The sequence below is a fragment of the Lutimaribacter marinistellae genome, assembly GCF_042648365.1.
Classification (GTDB): domain Bacteria; phylum Pseudomonadota; class Alphaproteobacteria; order Rhodobacterales; family Rhodobacteraceae; genus Lutimaribacter_A; species Lutimaribacter_A marinistellae.
This window is the reverse complement of record NZ_JBHRXI010000002.1, coordinates 137,453-157,124: the sequence shown is the minus strand read 5'-3', so window position 1 is coordinate 157,124 and position 19,672 is coordinate 137,453. Positions and strand designations below refer to the sequence as shown.

The 19,672-nt window shown below is 60.7% G+C and carries 17 protein-coding genes; 8 read left to right on the top strand and 9 right to left on the bottom strand.

Annotation, left to right across the window (positions count from 1 at the left end):
• Window positions 1-24 precede the first annotated feature (24 nt).
• Window positions 25-735, top strand: a complete 711-nt coding sequence (locus ACFORG_RS03695; protein WP_386734044.1) for a Crp/Fnr family transcriptional regulator — start codon at window positions 25-27, stop codon at window positions 733-735.
• Between the two features lie 60 nt (window positions 736-795).
• On the opposite strand, the gene ACFORG_RS03690 is transcribed toward ACFORG_RS03695, so the two are convergent.
• The 4 genes from ACFORG_RS03690 to ACFORG_RS03675 form a co-directional block, all read right to left on the bottom strand.
• On the bottom strand, window positions 796-2,034 hold the full coding sequence (locus ACFORG_RS03690) for a carbohydrate porin (protein ID WP_386734043.1): 1,239 nt from the start codon (window positions 2,032-2,034) through the stop codon (window positions 796-798).
• 47 nt (window positions 2,035-2,081) lie between these two features.
• Window positions 2,082-2,786: a hypothetical protein gene (locus ACFORG_RS03685; protein ID WP_386734042.1), complete on the bottom strand. Its 705-nt coding sequence runs from the start codon at window positions 2,784-2,786 to the stop codon at window positions 2,082-2,084.
• Between the two features lie 61 nt (window positions 2,787-2,847).
• Window positions 2,848-4,395 (bottom strand): hypothetical protein, encoded by a 1,548-nt coding sequence (locus tag ACFORG_RS03680; RefSeq protein WP_386734041.1) that lies wholly within the window; start codon window positions 4,393-4,395, stop codon window positions 2,848-2,850.
• 113 nt (window positions 4,396-4,508) lie between these two features.
• Window positions 4,509-5,525, bottom strand: coding sequence for a helix-turn-helix transcriptional regulator (locus ACFORG_RS03675; protein ID WP_386734040.1), 1,017 nt, complete (start codon window positions 5,523-5,525; stop codon window positions 4,509-4,511).
• A gap of 765 nt (window positions 5,526-6,290) precedes the next feature.
• Here ACFORG_RS03675 and ACFORG_RS03670 point away from each other — a divergent pair.
• On the top strand, window positions 6,291-7,805 hold the full coding sequence (locus ACFORG_RS03670) for a hypothetical protein (RefSeq protein ID WP_386734039.1): 1,515 nt from the start codon (window positions 6,291-6,293) through the stop codon (window positions 7,803-7,805).
• Between the two features lie 80 nt (window positions 7,806-7,885).
• Here ACFORG_RS03670 and ACFORG_RS03665 read toward each other — a convergent pair whose 3' ends face one another.
• The 3 genes from ACFORG_RS03665 to ACFORG_RS03655 all read right to left on the bottom strand — a co-directional run bounded on the left by ACFORG_RS03665 (window position 7,886) and on the right by ACFORG_RS03655 (window position 10,887).
• A complete protein-coding gene (locus ACFORG_RS03665) occupies window positions 7,886-9,223 on the bottom strand; it encodes a TRAP transporter large permease (RefSeq protein WP_386734038.1) in 1,338 nt (445 codons plus the stop codon).
• A complete protein-coding gene (locus ACFORG_RS03660) occupies window positions 9,220-9,792 on the bottom strand; it encodes a TRAP transporter small permease subunit (RefSeq protein ID WP_386734037.1) in 573 nt (190 codons plus the stop codon). Before ACFORG_RS03660 ends, ACFORG_RS03665 begins: the two co-directional genes overlap by 4 nt.
• A gap of 66 nt (window positions 9,793-9,858) precedes the next feature.
• Entirely contained in the window at window positions 9,859-10,887 is a 1,029-nt protein-coding gene (locus ACFORG_RS03655; RefSeq protein WP_386734036.1) for a TRAP transporter substrate-binding protein, read from the bottom strand.
• Between the two features lie 134 nt (window positions 10,888-11,021).
• Between ACFORG_RS03655 and ACFORG_RS03650 the strand changes: the two genes are divergently transcribed.
• From ACFORG_RS03650 to ACFORG_RS03640, 3 genes are read left to right on the top strand one after another with little or no spacing between them, the layout of a single operon-like run.
• Complete coding sequence (locus tag ACFORG_RS03650) at window positions 11,022-11,774, top strand: SDR family NAD(P)-dependent oxidoreductase (protein WP_386734035.1); 753 nt, start codon at window positions 11,022-11,024, stop codon at window positions 11,772-11,774.
• Between the two features lie 16 nt (window positions 11,775-11,790).
• On the top strand, window positions 11,791-13,497 hold the full coding sequence (locus ACFORG_RS03645; RefSeq protein WP_386734034.1) for an FAD-dependent oxidoreductase: 1,707 nt from the start codon (window positions 11,791-11,793) through the stop codon (window positions 13,495-13,497).
• Window positions 13,490-14,425, top strand: coding sequence for a DMT family transporter (locus ACFORG_RS03640; RefSeq protein WP_386734033.1), 936 nt, complete (start codon window positions 13,490-13,492; stop codon window positions 14,423-14,425). The genes ACFORG_RS03645 and ACFORG_RS03640 overlap by 8 nt, the downstream gene beginning before the upstream one ends.
• On the opposite strand, the gene ACFORG_RS03635 is transcribed toward ACFORG_RS03640, so the two are convergent.
• The gene (locus ACFORG_RS03635; RefSeq protein WP_386734032.1) at window positions 14,379-15,179 is read right to left on the bottom strand and encodes an IclR family transcriptional regulator; all 801 of its coding nucleotides are present in this window, start codon (window positions 15,177-15,179) and stop codon (window positions 14,379-14,381) included. The genes ACFORG_RS03640 and ACFORG_RS03635 overlap by 47 nt on opposite strands.
• A gap of 371 nt (window positions 15,180-15,550) precedes the next feature.
• Window positions 15,551-16,453, bottom strand: a complete 903-nt coding sequence (locus tag ACFORG_RS03630; RefSeq protein WP_386734031.1) for a LysR family transcriptional regulator — start codon at window positions 16,451-16,453, stop codon at window positions 15,551-15,553.
• Window positions 16,454-16,569: 116 nt separating this feature from the next.
• Here ACFORG_RS03630 and ACFORG_RS03625 point away from each other — a divergent pair, with 116 nt between their 5' ends.
• The 3 genes from ACFORG_RS03625 to ACFORG_RS03615 are packed head-to-tail and all read left to right on the top strand — an operon-like array spanning window position 16,570 to window position 19,601.
• Complete coding sequence (locus ACFORG_RS03625) at window positions 16,570-17,553, top strand: TIGR03571 family LLM class oxidoreductase (protein ID WP_386734030.1); 984 nt, start codon at window positions 16,570-16,572, stop codon at window positions 17,551-17,553.
• Window positions 17,554-17,573: 20 nt separating this feature from the next.
• A complete protein-coding gene (locus ACFORG_RS03620; protein ID WP_386734029.1) occupies window positions 17,574-18,398 on the top strand; it encodes an aldo/keto reductase in 825 nt (274 codons plus the stop codon).
• Between the two features lie 12 nt (window positions 18,399-18,410).
• Window positions 18,411-19,601, top strand: a complete 1,191-nt coding sequence (locus ACFORG_RS03615) for an MFS transporter (RefSeq protein ID WP_386734028.1) — start codon at window positions 18,411-18,413, stop codon at window positions 19,599-19,601.
• Window positions 19,602-19,672 lie beyond the last annotated feature (71 nt).

Here is a 19,672-nt window from a genome sequence, read left to right as displayed (position 1 = left end):
TCTGGATGGTAAATGATGGGAAGAATGGGCGAGGCAAATCTGTCGGAAATCTCGGCGCGAGGATGGATCGCGCAGCTCCCCGAGGAGGATCGTGAACGGATCCTGGGGCGTTTTCTGCACAGGAGCGCCGATCGGGGCATTGTGCTCTATCGGGTGGGTGATGAACCGGATGGACTTTACTACCTTGCCTCCGGTTGCATCCGAATGGACACCGTGCAGTCCGATCACGGGCCCACAATGCTCAGTCATTTCCATGCGGGCGCTTGGCTTGGCGAGGTTGAGCTGTTCTCGGGCATGCCCCGGCTCACGACGCTGACCGTGCTACGCCCGTCGACCTACCTCTTTCTGCCGGTGCCCACATTGGAAAGCCTTGCCAAGGAACGGCCAGAGATCTGGCGCGCGCTTGGTCATCTTGCTGCAGAACATGTCGCGCTCGCTGTTGCAGGTCTCGACGATCTGACAATTCGTGCCTCGGATGCGCGCCTTGCTGCGATACTTTTGCGACTATGCGGGGCGCGAGTTCCGACCGACCCGGCAGGTGAGGCGACCGAGTTGGACGTGACTCAAAACGAGTTGGCGCAAATGACGAACCTGTCCCGATCCATGGTCGGGGACCTTCTGACCGAGTTCGAACGAAAGGGCATCCTTGACCGGCGATACGGAAAGCTTGTGGTTCGGGATCTGCCCGCCATGCAAGGAATGCTGACGGACGGACGAACCGATACGGCGACCTGACTTTCGAGATCGGCCCTGACAGGTGGCCGGCTTCGGGGCCGAAAACGCCGGGTCTCGCCTTTAGAAGGTAGCTCTCACCCGGAGTCCCAGAACGGTGACAGTCGTCTTGTTCGGGTTTGCGATTGGGTTCTTGATGATCTGGATTGACGGGGTAATCGCCAAATTATCAAGCATCTGGAATCGGTAGAACATCTCTCCGGTGACTTGTTCCTGCAGCGCCGTGTTTGTCGGCTCTCCCCATGCAAGACCGATACCCAGAACATCGCGCGCCTTGCTTGCCGTGGTGTCAAAGGCAAAACCGACACCAACCGCGACATCCTTCTGGAACAGGGCTGCGCCGCCATTCGACACGCCAGCCAGCATGAAAGGCAGTACCTTGTCCTGAAGCATAAGCTTGCTGACCACGAAATTGGCCCCGTAGCTTTCCGGAACACCGGATTGCGCCAGCGCATCCTGATGCCAGAGGTTCAGCCGCATCTGGTCCCAGCGCGCGCGCTCGGGCGTCGTAAGGTAATATCGCAGTTCGACCGATTTCAGGTATTCGCCTTGCTTGATACTGTCGAAGGGGTTGCCGGTGGTCTTGGCGTTCGCGTCGTGGATGCCAGCCAGCGCGACGAGGCGCGGGGTGAACTCGTAGCCCACACCAAGACCAAAGCCGCGTCCGGGAAATGCGCGCGCGTTGCTGGACTGTAACGCGGTATTCTGGAACCCCCGTTTCGGGGAGGACAGCGCGTGGCCACCATACCAGCCGACGGCGCTGATCTTGCCGGCGACGAACCTCAGCCGCCCCTGCATCAGGGACTGCCGCCATGCCAGCTCTGACAGGTTGGCGCGGCTGTAGTCGCTGAAACCGGTGCCGACCAGCGTTCCGCTGCCGAACTGGTTGCCCAGACGAGATGGCGGGATCACCGTTCCAAGGGTAGATCGGTTTTCGATCCGGAAGGTCAGTCGGCCGGCGTTCTTCGTGCCCCGTCCAACCAGGGTCCAGGACCCGTTAAGCTCTGCCCGTCCTGCCGCTGCGCGGCTCTCTCCGGTGCTGTTGTCCGAGTTCTGATGGAGGGTCTGCAGGCTGAAGTTGAGCTTGAGGCCATATCGGTCATTCCATCGCCGCTTTGCATCGAACCAAGGTTTCAGCGGCTGGCCACGCAGGCGAAAGGCTGATCCGGCGCTGATGTCGTCCTCGTGGATGTCTTCGGTGACACTGTCGCCACCTTCCAGCGAGTTTGATGGCCCATATCCAGACTGAGACTGAGCATGCACCACCGTTGCCGCACCCAGTGTCAGCAAAAAACAAGCCATCAGACAGGCAAGCCATCGGTTCAGTGACCGTTCTGTGCCGACCCTTTTCATTGCCCGGCGGTGCCGTACCGGGTGTAATACTGGTGCATATCGTCGCCCACCATATCGACGGGCTTGTCCATCGTACCCTCGACGACAAGATCCTCGGTCGGCGTGACAGTCTCGAATTGCCAGCCTTCTGCGAGCGACAATTGCTCGGCCAGGTTCCCGGGATCGCCGTCGCGGACTTCCTCGCCATAGGCGTTCATCACATATGTGTTTCCGGCCGGATCGACCAACTGATAGACCGGCTTGCCAGCCTCGAAGACCATCGTTTGAAGCTTGGCGCTGACATATGGCTTATAGGGATCGGCCCCCTGCCCCGAGCCGAGGGCCGCCAGAGGAAGCGTCGCGGCATAGCGCGCCTCGATACCGCCAAATGTCTTGGTTTCGCCTAGTCCCAGCGTCTGTTTGTCCATGGCCCAGAAATGCGGACCGTTCAATTGCGCCTTGTTCGCTCCGTGGTCGGCGGCAATCGCATCCACGTCCATCGCCGCCCAATCCGCCTCGGGGCAGTCGTTCGAGGCAGACGTGTTGTAGATCACGATCCTGTCGTCGAAGATCAGCAGGAATTCGCAATAGCGCATCGCGCGAATATCCGACAGGTCGACAGTCTCGACCGGGTTGCCCTCTGCCGAAACAGCGCCACCCGAGGCCAGGATCAAACACAGCGCCAGCGTGCCCGATACGTATCGAAGGAATTTATTCGTCATCGCAGGCTCCTCCCTTTTCTTGGAGCAATTCTGTTGCAGAAAGATGCGCAGCACGACGTCGTCATTGCCCCCGCTTTGGCATGGGTTGGAGCACGATGAACCCCTTGTCCCACATGTAGTAGAACCGTCCTCCAAAGCCGGGCGACAGGAGCGTGTTGAAGTTCATCGGCTCAAAGAAATCCGATTGCGCCAGCAGTTTGCCGGTTTTGGCCTCAAGCCAGATAGCCTGTTGTCTGTAAGGCGGATTCGATGTCTGCATCAGGTCCTGTTGCGTAACACCCGGTTCAGCCCGCGCCGTGCCAAGAACACGCTGATCCGCCGGTCCATAAAGCGCCTGCAGAGCGGTTGTGGCTCCGTCGATTGTCCACGCCACGGTCATCTCGCCACTTTCCTGGTTCAGCGACACCGCCCCGATTTTCATCATGTTTTGATCCGCCGAGAACACCATGGAGTTCTCGACATCAACAGCGGCCTTTGGTGGTGCCCAACTCAGCCCCGTGGGCAGTTCTGTGCCAAACGGATAAACCCGGGTCAGTTTGGTGGCGTCGCTCTGGCTGATCGCCACCAGCGACGATGCCGCATCCTTGGTCGGCAGCCCGTTGACCTGAACGACCACCCAATCGCCCAGGATCCCCGGCGCGTCACCCGTGGTCTGTCCATTTTCAAGATACCCTCCCGCCTCCCAGCTTGTGTCGCGGGTCAGGCTGCGGGCCTGCGGGTCCCAGACAAAACGATAGAAACTGGCCACGGTCGGAACGTAAATCACGATCTGACCCTCGTGGACGGTGATGGTATGCGGAGTGACCGCATTCTCTGGCACGCTGGCGCTGGTGATAACTTCAAAGGTCTCCGGGTCGACCGCGTGGATGGTCGAGCCAGGCGATGCCGCAGCCCCGCCGGGGCACTGGAACGCAGCCAAGGTTCCTTGAATGTTGCACGGCGTTGCGCGGGTCTGGTTCTTGATGATCAGCGTGCCGTCTGGCGCAATGGTCAGGTGCTTGAAATTGCTGCCTTCGCGCGGCGCATCCGCCGGCAGATCGATATGCTTGAGAATACGCCCGGTATCGCCATCAAGCTTGACCAGATGGTTGCCGAAAGCGATCGGAATGTTTCCGTCTGGCGTGATGTTGAGGTTAGACGCCCCGGTCCATTCGCCAGAGACGTTGGCGTTCTGCAACACGGTTCTCCAGATCTCTTTACCGGTCGTCGCATCGACCTTTGCTACCCAAGGCCCTGGGGGCACCACCCCTTGCGCAGGCGGGTTGTTGCCCCCGGTCAGGTACAACTCGCCGGGGTGACGGTTGTTCATGAACAGAACACCCTGGTAATCGCCATCCGCCCGCCAGGCGTAAACGTCATTTTCGCCATTCATCGAACCAAGAAAACTGGCGCAGGGATACGTCTGACTGCGTGTCGCGTCCGCTACTTCGGCGCCGTTCATGGATTTGAAATAACCCGGCGTTTCCAATCCCTGCACGCACGACCATTCCTGGCTGATCCGCGACAGATCCCCGGGCATCGGTCCGTTTGCCCTTTCGAACCCGTCCTGCGCCAGCGATATGGTGGCGAGCGCTTGCAACGATAGCACTGCGAGCAGCGTTCTTCGCATCTGCGTTTCCTCACTTGACGACACCACGCGGCCAAACGCGCGAAGCATTTCTGTCAAGGAGTATAGGGGCCCTCGGATGGCTCGGTTTTTACTTTGCGCGCCAAAAAACAGCGCTACTGCAGGCCGCGCTCGGATGCGAGTTGCGAAGGGGTCTGGCCCGTCAGCCGCCTGACTGCACGGGTCAGTGCAGATTGGCCCGAATAGCCAAGCCGTTCCGACAACTCGGACAGCGATGCGTCCTCTTGGCCGTCCAGATGGGACATGACCAGTTCCCGCCGGACAAGGTCGAGCTGTTCGGAAAAGCTGGTACCTTCTTCGCTCAGACGGCGTTGCAAGCTGCGGACGCTGCCGCCATAGGTCAGCGCGATCCGCTCTATCGTCGGTTCCCCACCGTGCAGCATCGCCGCGATGACCGGACGAACCGACGCGGCAAGGCCGTGGTTTTCGGTCAGCGGCGGGATTTGCTTGAGATACGGGTTCGCGCTGCGGTCCCGGGCCACGGCCTGATAGGGCACCTGCGCAACGGACAGATCGATGGAGACCGTCAGCATACCGCTTTCGGACGGGAACAACCTGTCAGAAAAGCCGGTCGAGATATGAGATAGTCCGACCTGCGGGTGCGCCATCATTTCGACCTTTCGCAACAGCGGCGGTTGCTGACCGGTAAACCTAAGCACCTGTTGCAGCATGGAGATCAGCAGGACATGCACCGCGTGCAAGCTTTCGTCATCGATCTGGAAGTTGAGGGCATGACTGATCAATAGCTGGTCGCCCTCGACGCCGACCCGGAACGTTTCGTGACTGGAATGCAATGGCATCGCGAAACTCAGTCGTTGAAATGCCTCGACAGGGTTGCGCGCGCCAAGCGCCACAGCGCCAATGAAACCTATTTCGGCGACGCTGGCCTGGTTGACGATCCGCACGCCGATGTCCGGACCATGGTCGCGCGCAAGCATTCGCAGGTAATCTATCCCGCTGCGCAGCGGGATCGGGTCCATCGGCGATAGAGCGTACCAATAGTCGAGGTCGGTCTTGGCAAGATACAGTTCGGATCGGTGGCGATTGGCTTCGGTCCAGCGGACCAACGGCAGCAGGTTAGCCGCTCGGATGAGGGGTATCGTTTTCGCCAATGCACAACCTCGTGATTTCATCGAACGCCAAGCCAGTGGACCGTCATTGCGCAGACCTGTCAACAATGGCCACGGGCTTCGATATGCGAGATGATTTTCGTGGGTTACCAGTGCAACTTTTGCCCCAAGCTGGCCGGTTCGAGGCTGACGCAGAACTCCTTTTTGGAACGTATCGTCACTTCTTTGTTTCAGCGGGTCAGATCCATCGCCCTCAAACACGTTGGAATACGTTTCTTAACTAAGACTTCGGTCCACCCTTAGCGAGCATAGGGCGGTTGCATATTTTGCAGGCCAAGTTCTGTGCTTTGTTTTTCCGAAGTTCGAGTATTGTTGATCTCTTTCAAAGAGATCCGTCCGATCTGTTGGTATTGCCAGTTGGAACCCGTAATTCTTGGCAAATTGCTTGCGGCTTTGGTCTGTCACACCTGATGAATTGACGGAGTTTGCCGAGCCCGGATTGATTCACCTATCCGTTTGGATGATCCGCTACCCGCAAGCGTTTTGTATTACCCGTCCAAGACGTATCGAGACCCTAAAGCTTCTGCCAAAAGGCGTTATCGAGCGCATAAGCGGGCCTGTTCACCTGAGCAATTTCAGGCGCGGTCCTTCCCGCGAACAGCGAGCTGAACAACCACAAAAAACGCCAACCCAGCCATGAGGCAGGAGGCACGCACCAAAAGCTGAATCGTCGCGGACAGAGCGGCGGCGGTCCCGAACACCGACCTGTCCAGAGCAGGTCGGCATCTATTTGAGTTGGAGTGAATGATGACTTGGAAACAGAAGTTGAAGCAGATCATTGCCGATTTGCCTGCAGAACAACTGCATCGCGGCAGCAAGCACGACGAAGAGTTGAACGGCACGGCCTGGAACGACTTCCTGTCCGGCAACAAGGGCGACGACATCGTCAGAGCGGCAGGCGGTGATTTCGCTCGCGGCGGTAAAGGCAATGACGTCGTCGACGGATCATGCGCGCCAGAGGGCAGCGAAACCCATCTCGAGGGGAACCGAGGCAACGACCGGCTGATTGGCGGGGCCGGCAATGACAGCTTCGGTGCGGTCAACGGGTCGAACACGGTTACCACTGGCGGAGGCAACGATACCGTCATCGTGACGTTCCGCCAGGAAAAGATGGAAAAGCGCAACGCGGATTACGAAAGCGATGGCGGCGATCATTTCACCACCGTGACCGATTTCGATGTCACGAAGGACACGCTGCACGTGACCGGCATCCGCGCTGCCAAGGCCGATCTAAAGCTGGAATGGGTTGCAAGCGAAAACGGTATCATCCTGCAGACCGCGGCGGACGGAAACAAGCTCGTCGAGCTTCTGGGCGTCACGATGGCGGATGTGGACGCGTTGAACGTTGATTTCGGCGGTTACAACTGGTTCGCCCGCCGGGCCGAAGTTCTGACCAGTGAACCCGCTGAAAGCTACGAGGATGGTCCCAGTTTCGGTACCGATGACAGCATAGACCTGGCCGCCGCCGGCGATCGGATCGACCTAAAGGATGGCAGGGCGCAGACGGCCATATTCGATTTCGGCGAGGCCGGCGATCAATCCTTCTTTCACGGGGATCTTGGGCGGATCGACGACGCGCTGGCGGACAAGCTGCACCTGACGCGCAACGGCTCTTCCGTTCAGGAGAAATTCGGCGAGGTCGAAAGCTGGCTCGACGCGGTGAAGATGGATGTCGAGGCCGATGCCTTTGACCCGCTCGAGGTCCTCAACATCGCCCAAGACCAGATCGTTCTGACAATCGACAACGGCTCTGCCGTCGATACCATTGCCCTGCGCGGCCAACAGGTCGAGGATTTCGTGCTGGCCGAGTATGGGATCGTCAACCCCGAGAATTTCGACACCCGCGTCGACTTGAAGGACAAGTGGAGCAGCGATGGCGGCGCCAGCGGTTCGGATTTCACCAAGCAGGTGGCCCTTTTCGATTTCGCCGAAGACGACCGGAACCCCGACAAGCCCTGGAAAGGCGGGCAGTCGTTCTTCCATGGGTCGGATGGCGGATTCAGCAAGGAGGTACGCGAGTTCATCAGTGGTTCGTCCTTGTCAGAAGGCGAGGTGGAGTCCTTCGTTTTCGGTCTGTTGAATGATCGAAACGGCGACGAGATCGGCGAGCCTGAAGAGATCGAAGTGCAACTGGTGACAGAGAAGTTGATCAAGGTCGATTTCAGCACCGACCGTGCCACCGACACGATCATCCTGCAGGGCGAAGTGGTCGAAAACGCCATACAGAACTGGCAGTCCGATAGCAGTGTCGAGCTGTTCTGACGAGATCAGGTTACCGGCCCGCAATTCGAACCGGTTGCGACGCTACGGGTCGAAAACAGTGGCGCGTGGACAACCGCGCGTCACCGTCCCAAATAGGATGGCAACCAGACCGAAATGGCCGGGAATGCGATGATCAGGGCCAGGCCCGCAAGTTGCAGCCCGACGAAAGGCAATACCCCGGCATAAATCGTCCGGATCGGGACGTCCGGGGCGATCCCCCTGAGATAGAACAGCGCATATCCGAATGGCGGGGTGAGGAAAGACGTTTGCAGGTTCACGGCGATGGCAATGGCAAACCAGGCCAGTGTCACTTCGCGTGGCATGCCGAAATCCAGTCCCGCAATCACGGGTGCGACGATCGGGACGACGACCAGCGTGATCTCGACCCATTCAAGGAAGAAGCCCAGCAGGAACACTACCGCCATGATCAGCAGTAGAGAGGCGTAAGGGCTGCTGCCTTTAAGGGAGAATAGGTCCATCACCATCTTGTCGCCGCCCAGTTTCTTGAACACGAGGCTGAAAATGGTGGCCCCGATCATCACGAAAATGATCATCGCAGTGGTGCGGGTCGTGTCTCCAAGTGCGCGGTTCAGCGTTTCGAGGTTCAGGCGTCGGGAAAGCAGCGCCAGAACCATGGCGCCTGCTGCACCGATCGCCGCCGACTCCGTCGGGGTGGCGATACCCGCGACGATGGTGCCGAGAACGGACAGGATCAGGATGATCGGCAACAGCAGGTCGAACGCAAGCCTCAGCAACAATTCGCCCCGCGCGATCGGCTCGGACTTGGCCATCGGGGGCATTCGATGCGGGGCGGTGATCGCGACAAAGGCAAGGTAGGCGACATAAAGCCCGGCCAGCAACAGGCCCGGACCGACCGCCCCCATGAAAAGGCTTCCCACCGAGATTGACAATTGATCGCCAAGAATGATGAGCATGACGCTGGGCGGGATAAGGATGCCCAGCGTCCCGCTGGCTGCGATCAGGCCAGTGGAAATACGCGCGTCATACCCATTCTGAAGCATCGGCGGCAGCGCCATCATGCCCATCAGAACGACCGAGGCGCCGATGATCCCGGTCGAGGCTGCCATGATCACGCCGATCAGGGCGACCGCGAATGCGTAGCCTCCCGGCAGGGTGCGGAACAGCGTCGCCAGCGACCGCAAAAGGCGCTCGGCGATGCCCGAGCGTTCCAGCATGAGGCCCATGAACACGAAAAGCGGGATCGCGATCAGCAGCCAGTTGGTCAGCACTCCGGAAAAGATCCGTTGCACCCCGATCGACAGGAAGAGCATCGGCACATCCGCCAGCAGGGCAAAAACGATGCCCACCCCGGCAAGGACAAAGGCCACCGGATAGCCCGAAAAGACGCCGGCCATTAGCCCCAGCAACATCGCGGCAGGCCATGCATAATCGCTCATCGCGAGATCTCCTCGGACTCAAACTGCCCGCCTTTGGCAAGAGTGAGAAATGTGCGCAATGCACGGGCCAGCGCAGCCACACCCAGCAGGCCAAAGCCGATTGGCAGACAAGCCTTGATCAGCCAGCGATCCATCAGCCCGCCATAATTCGAGCCCTCGCCCGACATGAAGGCGGTTTGGGCGAAGCTCCACCCGAACCACAGGATGATGCCGCAGAAGGGCACCACGAAGACCAGATCGCCAATTGTTCGAATGATGAGGCGTGTTCGCGGGCGCAGCGTGCTGGACAGGAAGTCGACAGCGACATGCGCATTGTCCCGAAAGGCGTAGACGCCCCCGAACAGCACGATCAGCGCAAAGATGTGCCATTGAGCATCGATCAACGTGTTCACCGTGACACCGTCACCGAGAAGCAATACGTCATCGTCCCATTCGATAAAGGCATTGCGCCCGGTTTGCGCCGCCCAGACAGCGGCCAGGACAAAAGCGATCAGTGGCAGAAGAAGCCAACCGACCAGGCGACCGGGCAGCACACACAGGTCGATCAGGCGAGACAGAAGTCGGTCCATTACATCTCCGGGAAGACACGCTAAGGGGGCCGATTATTCGGCCCCCGTATTGGCGTCGGGCTTAGGTCAACGCGGCAGAACCTGCAAATCGCGCCAGCGGCCAACACGCTCGACATATTCCGTCAGCGATTGATAGGCCTCGGCAAAGATCGGGTCCTTTTGCGCCTCTTCCTCCATCACCTCCGTCGCGGCCTGCTGCATCGCGGCCAGTACTTCGTCGGGAAAGCGTTTGACCGTGACGCCGGCGGCTTCGATCTCTTCGATGGCGGCCATCTGCTGGTTGAGCTGATCGCCAAGCTGGTCCGTGATGTTGGCCTTGCAGGCTTCGACCATCACGAATTGCTCGTCTTCCGTCAGTTCGTTCCAGACATTCATGTTGATGATTATCGAGTCCCAGCTGGATGGCTGGTGCCATCCGGGGAAATAGTAGTTGGACGTGATGTCCTGAAACCCGAAATTCTTGTCGAGTTGCGGCGCCGAGAATTCGGCCGCGTCAATCCGGCCGGTTTCCAGCGAAACATAGATTTCTCCCGCGGGCACCAGCTGTGTGTTGGCACCCAGCTTGGCCAATGCCTGCCCGCCGAGACCGGCGACCCGCATGTTGAGGCCCTTGAGGTCATCGACGCTGTTGATTTCCTTGTTGAACCAGCCGCCCGCTTCGGGGACGACCAGATGGCACGGGATGATCTTGACGTTGTGCGGGTCATAGGCCTTTTGGATGATCTCCATGCCGCCGCCTTCGAACATCCATGCCATGGCGATTTCGGGGCTGGGGCCGAACGGCATGGAACCCACAAGGTTTGCCACCGGGATCTGACCGGCCCAATAGCCGATCCAGTCGAAACCCATCGGGATCGCACCCGAGCTGACCGCGCCGAACACCTCGAAGGGCGGCACGAAATCTCCCGCGCCATGCACGGTGATATCGACCTCTCCGCCGGTCATACGACGAACCTTGTCAGCCCAATTCACCGGGCTTGGCCCGATCGACGGTACGTTCAGTCCGAACACGCTTTGCAGGTCATAGCTGTCTGCCGAAAGGGGCGTGGCGAGGCCGACGGCGACGAGGGCCGTGGTCGCTAAAAATCTGGTCATTCCTGTCCTCCCTGGGCGGGCTGCGGCCCGCTTGCTGGTCATCATCCGCCCAAGACGCGATGAAAGTATCTTGGCGATACGTCAATGATTAGATATATGTGAACGCGTTTGCAATAGGTGAAAGCAGGAAGTGGATGCAACTTCTCAAAGGACAATGCGCCGTGGTGACCGGTGCGGGACGGGGAAACGGAGCGGCAATCGCGTTCGGCCTCGCGCAGGCAGGCGCGCGTGTCGCCTTGGCGGATATTGATGTGGAAACGGTCGAGCAGACCAAAGACAGGTTGATCCGTTCAGGCTTCGAAGCGATGTCGGCCCAACTGGATGTAACCGATTCGTCCGCGGCCGCTTCGTTCAGGAGCGCGGTCGACGAACAGTTCGGTCCCGCCAGCATCCTGGTGAACAACGCCGGCATCATCCGCCGTACACCCATCGACGACGCCGATCACGCGCAGGACTGGGCGGCTACCTTCGCTGTGAATGTCGATGGGCCGCGCAACATGGTGACGGCGTTTCTCGAAGACCTGCGCGAAACACGCGGCGCCGTCGTGAACCTCGGATCGATCATGTCGCTGACAGCAGGCCCGGGGCTGACGGCCTATGCCGCCAGCAAGGGCGCCCTGGCGCAATTCACGCGCGCGTTGGCACATGATCTTGCGCCGCATGGCGTGCGCGTCAATGCGATCCTGCCCGGTGTGATCGACACGCCGATGACCGAAGGCACCCGCGCCAATCCCGACGCGATCGGGCGCTTCATGGCGCATACGCCGATGGGCCGCACCGGACAGCCGGAAGAGCTGGCCGGACCCGTGATTTTCCTGGCCTCCGAGGCTGCAAGCTATGTGACCGGGGCGCTGTTGCCGGTCGATGGCGGCTATCTGGCTGCATGAAAGGATGAAGAGCAACATGACGAAACAGATCCACGAATGTGATGTACTGGTCGTGGGTTCGGGTGCCGGGGGGCTGGCAAGTGCAGTCTGTGCGGCGCATCGGGGCCTCAGCGTGCTGGTGGTCGAAAAGGAACCGGTCTTTGGCGGCACCACCGCCCGTTCCGGTGGGTGGATGTGGATTCCGGGCAATGCCCCCGCGCGGCGTGCCGGTGTCGAGGACAGCGCCGAGAAGGCAAGGACCTATCTGCAGCATGAGACCGGAGAGCATTTCGATCCTGCCCGCGTTGATGCCTTCCTTGAGGCAGGACCAAAGGCGGTGGATTTCTTCGAAAACGAGACCGCTCTGCAATTCGACCTCGGTCCGACATTTGCCGATTACCACCCCGATGCGCCCGGGGGAATTGATGGGGGGCGTTCCATCGTTGCGCGACCGTTCGATGGGCGGGAACTGGGAGATGACATCAAGCGCCTGCGGCCGCCTCTTTCGGAAATCACCTTTCTCGGGATGATGATCGGCACAGGCAAGGAGTTGCTGCATTTCTTCAACGTGACCCGTTCGCCGGTTTCCGCGTTCTACGTGGCCGGCCTGTTCATGAAATTCCTGCGCGACATGGCTTTCCACGGCCGGCCCATGCGCTTGATGAACGGCAACGCATTGGCTGCGCGCCTTGCCAAGTCCTGCCAGGAGAAGGACGTCCCGATCTGGACGCGCTCTGCAGTGCGCGAGTTGATCCGCGGCGAAGATGGGAGAGTGACCGGTGCCATTGTCGAGACCGTGACCGGGAACGTCGAAATCCGCACCCGGCGTGGCGTCGTAATGGCGGCTGGCGGCTTTCCGCAGGACGTGGCGCGCCGGTCCAAGCTGTTCGAACACGCACCTTCCGGCAATGAACATGCCTCGCCCGCGCCTCCGGGCAACACCGGTGATGGTCTGCGGTTGGGCGAGATGGTCGGCGCATCCGTCGATGAAAGCCTGCCGAATGCGGCGGCCTGGGTGCCGATATCGCGGCCCGTGCGCAAGGATGGGACGCTGGGCACTTTTCCGCATTTCGTCGACCGGTCAAAGCCCGGCGTGATCGCGGTGACCCGTTCGGGGCGAAGATTCTGCAACGAGGCGGACAGCTATCACGACTTCGGGCAGTCCATGGTTGCTCGCTGCCGTGAAGAGGGCGGCGAAATCTGCGCGTTTTTCATTGCCGACCACAAGACGCTGAGAAAGTACGGGCTTGGCTATGTCAAACCCTACCCGGTTCCCTACAAGCAGCATATCAAGTCGGGCTACCTGTTCCAGGGTAAGACACTGGCCGATCTGGCCCGGCAAATCGGCGCCGATCCTGAGGCTCTGACCCGCACGGTCGAGGCGTTTAACGGCCCGGCACGGCGCGGCGAGGACCCCGAATTCGGCAAGGGCTCGACCTCGTACAACCGGTCGCTTGGCGATCCCGAACATCGTCCGAATCCTTGTGTCGCCCCGATCGAGAAAGGGCCCTACTATGCGGTCAAGCTGGTCATGGGCGATCTGGGTACCTTTGCCGGGCTGCGCACCGACGAATATGCGCGCGTACTGGATGCCGGGAAACATCCCATTCCGGGACTGTACGCTGCCGGGAACGATGCAGCGTCGATCATGGGCGGCAACTATCCCGGAGGCGGCATTACGTTGGGACCGGCAGTGACCTTTGGTTATATCGCTGCACGACACATGGCGGGCGGCAATGCGTGACCGCGCGAGCGGGGGCCTTCTCTTTGGGCTGGCCGCGGTCGTGGCGTGGGCAGTCTACAATGTTGGCGTCGAGATGGGGCACGCGCAGGGATTTGCCAGCGCGGACCTGACCCTGTTGCGGTATGCAGGAGGCGCGGCCGCGATGGTGCCGCTTCTTCTGCTGGCACGCGCCAATCCGTTTGCAGGGCCTGGTGTGCTCCGCCTGGCGGTGCTCGTCATGGTGGCCGGTCCACCTTTTGCCTGGGCTATCAATACCGGGTATGCGCTGGCCCCGCTGAGTCATGCCGTGGTCATAGGCCCCGGCATGACGATGCTGGTGGCGACCGGGCTGACCCGGGCGACGGGCGGCACGGCAATCTCACCGAACCGCATGATCGGAATGGCGCTCGTGGTGATCGGGCTTGTCATCATGGCGACGGACGCCGGCAAGCCTGGCAACCATGCCGACGGAATGACGACGCTGCTGGGCGATCTATGTTTCGTTGTCTCGGGAACGCTCTGGGGAGTCTTTACCTGGGCGATGGGTTATTGGCGTCTGGATGCACTACGAAGCACGGGGGCCATAGCACTGGTCTCAACCGTGCTTTATCTGCCGCTCTACCTCGTTCTCTTCGACCCCCCTCGGCTGCCCGGCAGCCTTTGGGTCGAACAGGTGATGTACCAGGGATTGCTTGGCGGGGCGCTGGCGGTCGTTTTCTTTACAGCGTCCGTACGACGACTGGGTGGTGATCGGGCCGCCGTGTTCCCGGCGCTGGTCCCGATGGCTGCGGTGCTGGTATCGGTTCCGATGATCGGGCAATGGCCCAATCTGCAGCAATGGGCAGGGATTTCCACTGCAAGCCTTGGACTACTGGTTTCGCTCGACCTGGCTGCATCGGTCTTCAGGCGCTGGGGTCGTAGCCAAGATCGCGGGAAAGCGTCTCAGTGAACTCAAGCAGGTTCCGTACCGGTGTTCCATTCGGTTCAAGGTCGATGTAGCCTGTCGGGCCGATCACGGTCACTGCAAGCTGCATTTTCCCGCTGTGGTCGAAAACCGGTGCGGCCACAGCGGAAACACCCGGGATCGGCATGTCACGAGTGGTCGCATAACCGTCTTGGCGTGCCTGTTCGGTGGCTGCGCGATAGGCCTCGGCATCGACTTTGAAAAAGGCCCGGCGCAAGAACTCGCGATCCGACAACTCACGCGCGACCACCGGCTCGGTGACAGAACGCGGCAGGAATGCGCCAAAGACGGCACCCGTTGCCGTCACGGTCATATTGTAGTTCCCACCCACCTGAACGTTGGCATGGATCCGGGCGTCGAATTCCTGCACGTAAGTGATGGTCGGTCCGTGCATTCCCCAGACCGAAATTGACACCATCAGCCCCAGATCGTCTGACAGTGCACCGACACGCGCAATTGTCTCGCGATACGCGTTCTGGTTTCGCAAACGCGACAGGCCCAGATGCAGCGCGAAGGGGCCAAGCTGGTACCGCCCGCGGTCCGTCTGCTCGACCATGTCCATTTCCCGGAAGGAAACCATGTAGGGGTGCAGCTGGGCCGAGGAGATCCCGACGGCCTCGGCCAGATCACGCAGCTGAACGGCCCCACGCGCCTGGGCAAGCGCGGCAAGAATGCGGCCACCCGTTTCGATGGTTTGTACCCCCCGCGAACGCGTGGTTTTGGTGCCGTCATTGGTCATGTCAGAGACTGCTGCTTCTTCATTATCGTGCAAAAAGATAACCCGCACCGTTCATGCTGTCGACCTGAGGGGGGCAAGCGTTCAGCAAGTCTTTCAGATCGGCCCAAACAGCCATCGACACCGGCCACACCATGTTCCTGACACGGTTTGCCCCTACCGTCATCTCGCCTTCTATCCGCGCGGACCAAAGAGGCCAGCGGAGTCGCAGCGGTCCCTGTCACCTGAAGGGAAATCTGTGCGGACGGATCGCATCGAAGCAAAAGCGCAAAGGCATCTCCTGCAAGGCACAGTCTTGGTGCAGGAGCTGCACGTCACGGATTGCCCAAAAAGTTATCATCTCCGGCAACACCCAAAACAAGATGCATCGACAGTCACCCGGCCAGGAAGGCCCTCAAACGGGGGGTCATGAAATCCACAAAGGCGCGAACGCGTACCGGGATGCGCTCTCCACCCAGGAACAGGGCGTGCACATCCTCGGTGTCTCCTTCGGTCGCGTCATGCAGAACCTCCACCAACCGTCCGGCGCGCAGGTCTTCACGCGCGTGAAACTCGCCGATTCGGCCCAGCCCGACGCCGGCCACGGCTTGGCGGCGCACGGTTTCGCCGTTGTTCGCAAGAAGCGGCCCTTCGACGGTTCGGTCGACGATCCGACCACTTTCCCGCAAGGGCCAAACGGCGTTGGCCCGGCGAAAGTTGAACCCAAGGCAGGCATGCTCCGACAGGTCGTCGATGGTGTGAGGCGTGCCGTGTTTTTCCAGGTATGATGGCGCGGCGACGATCATGCGCTTCGCCGTTCCCAGCTTGACCGCTGTCATCGTGGAGTCCGGCAATGGTCCCACGCGAAAGGCCACATCCGTTCTGTCGAGGTAGAGATCAACGATTTCGTCCGAAAGGGACAAATCCACCACGATGCGCGGATGTGACTGCCAGAAGGCGGGAAGTTCGGGCTCAATTCCCAGCATGCCGAACCCGACCGAGCTGCTGACACGAACGCGCCCATCAAGGCTCGCCTGCCCGTGCGACAGCTCCTGCTCCATCTCCTCCATCTCGTCGAGAAGTATCCGGCTCCGGTCGTAATAGACCTGCCCTTCATCGGTGAGCGACAGGCGCCTGGTCGAGCGTTCGAGAAGCCGAACGCCAAGCCGTTCCTCGATCCGGCCAACCAGCTTGCTGACTGTCGAGGGTGTCATACGCAACATGCGCGCGGCCTCGGAAAAACTGCCGCAGTCGACCACCCGCAGGAAAACCTGCATTTCACCTGCCCGGTTGTCCACGTCTGCGCCCCTTGTGAATTCGCTTCATAGATAAAGTGGAGCAACGCCGCGTTATCAAGGCACAGCCCGTCGATTATCTGCCCGTTCGTGACCGCGAACAAAGCAATGGCGAGGCCATGGAACGCAATTCTTCACTCGACCTGATCCGCAAGCCGGATCGCATGACACTGGGCATTGAACTGCCCCTCGACAATGACTGGTCACCCGACGGAACGCGCCGCCGCGAGGCGGATGGCCGCCCCTTTGGTGTACCGGATCTGAGCAAGCAAACCGAACTGGTGCGCAAGGTGGACGATCTGGGCTTTGCAGCCGTCTGGGCACGCGATGTCCCGGTATTCGACACCGTGAACATGGGCGATGCCGGCTCGGTCCATGACGTGTTCACCCTGCTGGGTTACCTGGCTGGCGTGACGCGGAACGTGGCACTTGGGACGGCGGCGGTGGTTCTGCCGATCCGCCACCCCATGATGACGGCCAAGGCCGCGGCGTCTGCCGATGCGCTGTCGGGCGGGCGGCTGATCCTTGGCGTGGCCTCGGGCGACCGGCCGGTGGAGTATCCGTTGCTGGGGCTTGATTTCGACGCCCGCGCAGACGCCTTCCGCGATGCCGTCGGATACATGCGTCAGGCGTGGCAGCCGGGCGGGTTGCCGGTCGAGGGCGGGCGCATCCCCGAATACGATCTGCTACCGCGCCCTGCACAGGGTGCCATCCCCATGGTCGTGGCGGGGCAGGCGCGTCAGACGGATGAATGGCTTGGTGCCAACATGGACGGTCGTTTCGTCTATCCCGGCGGTGTCGGGCGCATGATGAAACAGACCGAGGCATGGAGCGAGGCGACCCAAGGGCGCGGTGCCTTCATCTCGGCCTTTCATCTCGATCTCTTGGGCGATCCCGATGCGCCGAACGAGCCGATCCGCTTTGGCGGACGGATGGGACGCAAGGCGCTCATCGACATGTTCCAGCGATATGCCGCCGTGGGCGTGGACCACATCGCGGTGAACCTCCGCCAATCGGGCCGTCCCGTGGCCGAGGTTCTGGACGAACTGGCGTCGGAAGTCATTCCGGCGCTGAACGACACCAAGGCGGCACTTGCCGCTTAACACATTCCTAGGAGTATTACATGCAGACCGTTAAATCGAACGGGTACGACATTCCCGCACTGGGCTTTGGCGTCTTCCGGATGTCGGACGAAGAGCTTGAACGCGTGCTGCCTGCCGCGCTCGAGGCCGGGTTCCGTCATTTCGACACCGCCCAGATCTACAAGAACGAAGCGGCACTTGGCAAAGCGCTCGAAGACGCCGGTGTCGCGCGGGACGAGATCTTTCTGACCACCAAGGTATGGGTCGATCAGTATAGTGAGGACAAGTTCGCCGCCTCTGTCGATGAAAGCCTCGAAAAACTGCGCGTCGACAACGTCGACCTGTTGCTGCTGCACTGGCCCGCGCACGAAGTTCCCGTGGCCAAACAGATCGAGCTGATCAACGAAGTTCAAGCCGCAGGCAAAACCCGTCTGATCGGGGTCAGCAACCAGAACATCGCCCAGATGCGCGAGTCGGTCGCAACCAGCGCCGCCCCCATCGTCACCAACCAGGTCGAGGTCCACCCCTATCTGGACCAGAGCAAACTGGCGGCGGCAGCGCGCGAACTGGATGTGGCCATCACCGGTTATTACGGGATGGCCGACGGCGCAGTGCCGAAGGACGAAGTGCTGCAGCAGATCGGTGCGGAATACGGTAAGACGGCTGCTCAGGTCACGTTGCGCTGGGTCGTGCAGCAAGGCTTTGTCGCGCTGTCCAAGACCGCAAACCCCTCCCGCGCTGCGGAAAACGCGGCGATCTTCGATTTTGCCCTTTCCGATGATCACATGGCCCGGATCAGCGGGCTGGCCCGCCCCGACGGTCGTATCATCAGTCCTGAAAACCTTGCCCCAGAGTGGGACGCATAAGGAGCCTCCGTCATGTCGACGAGCATAACTCAACCAAAGACCGGATCGGGCTGGATCCTGCTGGCGCTGGCCATCGGCGCCTTCGGGATCGGCACGACCGAATTCTCTCCCATGGGCCTTTTGCCCGTGATCGCCGAAGGCGTGAACGTGTCCATCCCGACAGCCGGCCTTCTGGTCAGCGCTTACGCGATCGGCGTGATGATCGGTGCGCCGATCATGACCCTGATCTTTAGCCGGTTCGGCAAGCGCGCTGCGCTGATGTCGCTGATGGCTATCTTCACGGTCGGCAACATCATGTCTGCACTCTCGCCCGACTACTGGACCCTTTTGGTGGCGCGTCTTGTCACCTCGTTGAACCACGGGGCGTTTTTCGGCCTTGGGGCGGTCGTTGCCGCCAGCGTCGTGCCAAAGGAAAAGCAGGCAAGTGCCGTGGCGACCATGTTCATGGGTCTCACCATCGCCAATATCGGTGGCGTTCCGGCCGCGACATGGCTGGGTCAGCAGATCGGCTGGCGCATGGCCTTTGCCGGCACGGCGGTTCTGGGCGTAATCGCCATAGCAGCGCTGTGGATTGCCCTGCCCCAGGGTGAGCGCGGACAGCGTCCGGACGTGAAGAAGGAGCTTAGCGTTCTGATCCGTTCCGAAGTGCTGATCGCGATGGGAACGACGGTTCTGGGTTCGGCTGCCCTGTTCGGTGTCTACACCTACGTCGCACCGATCCTGCAGGAACTGACGCAGGTCACCGAAAGCTATGTCACCGCGATGCTGGTCCTCATCGGGATCGGATTCACCGCCGGGAACTGGCTGGGTGGCAAGCTAGCCGACTGGTCGCTGGACGGCGCAACCATCATCTTCCTCAGCGGTGCGGCGCTGGTGACCTTCATCATGCCGCTCGTGATCGGAACACAGGTGGGCGCTGCGATCTCGCTGCTGGTCTGGGGTGCCGTGGCCTTTGCGATGGTTCCGCCGGTGCAGACACGCGTCATGCTCGCCGCGTCCGAGGCGCCGGGTCTTGCATCCTCGATCAACGTGGGCGCTTTCAACTTCGGCAATGCCGTGGGGGCCGCGGTTGGCGGTTGGGTGATCCATGCCGGCCTGGGCTATGGCATGGTCCCAGTCGCGGCAGGGCTGCTGGCTGCCGGTGGTGTCCTGCTGGTCCTGATAGGCCGGCAACGCCGGAGCAGCGACGCGGTTTTTGCCTGATCCCGTCAGAGAACAAAGAACCCGCCGCTGATTTCCAGCGGCGGGTTTTGCTGTGTCCAGGTGGGTAAAGC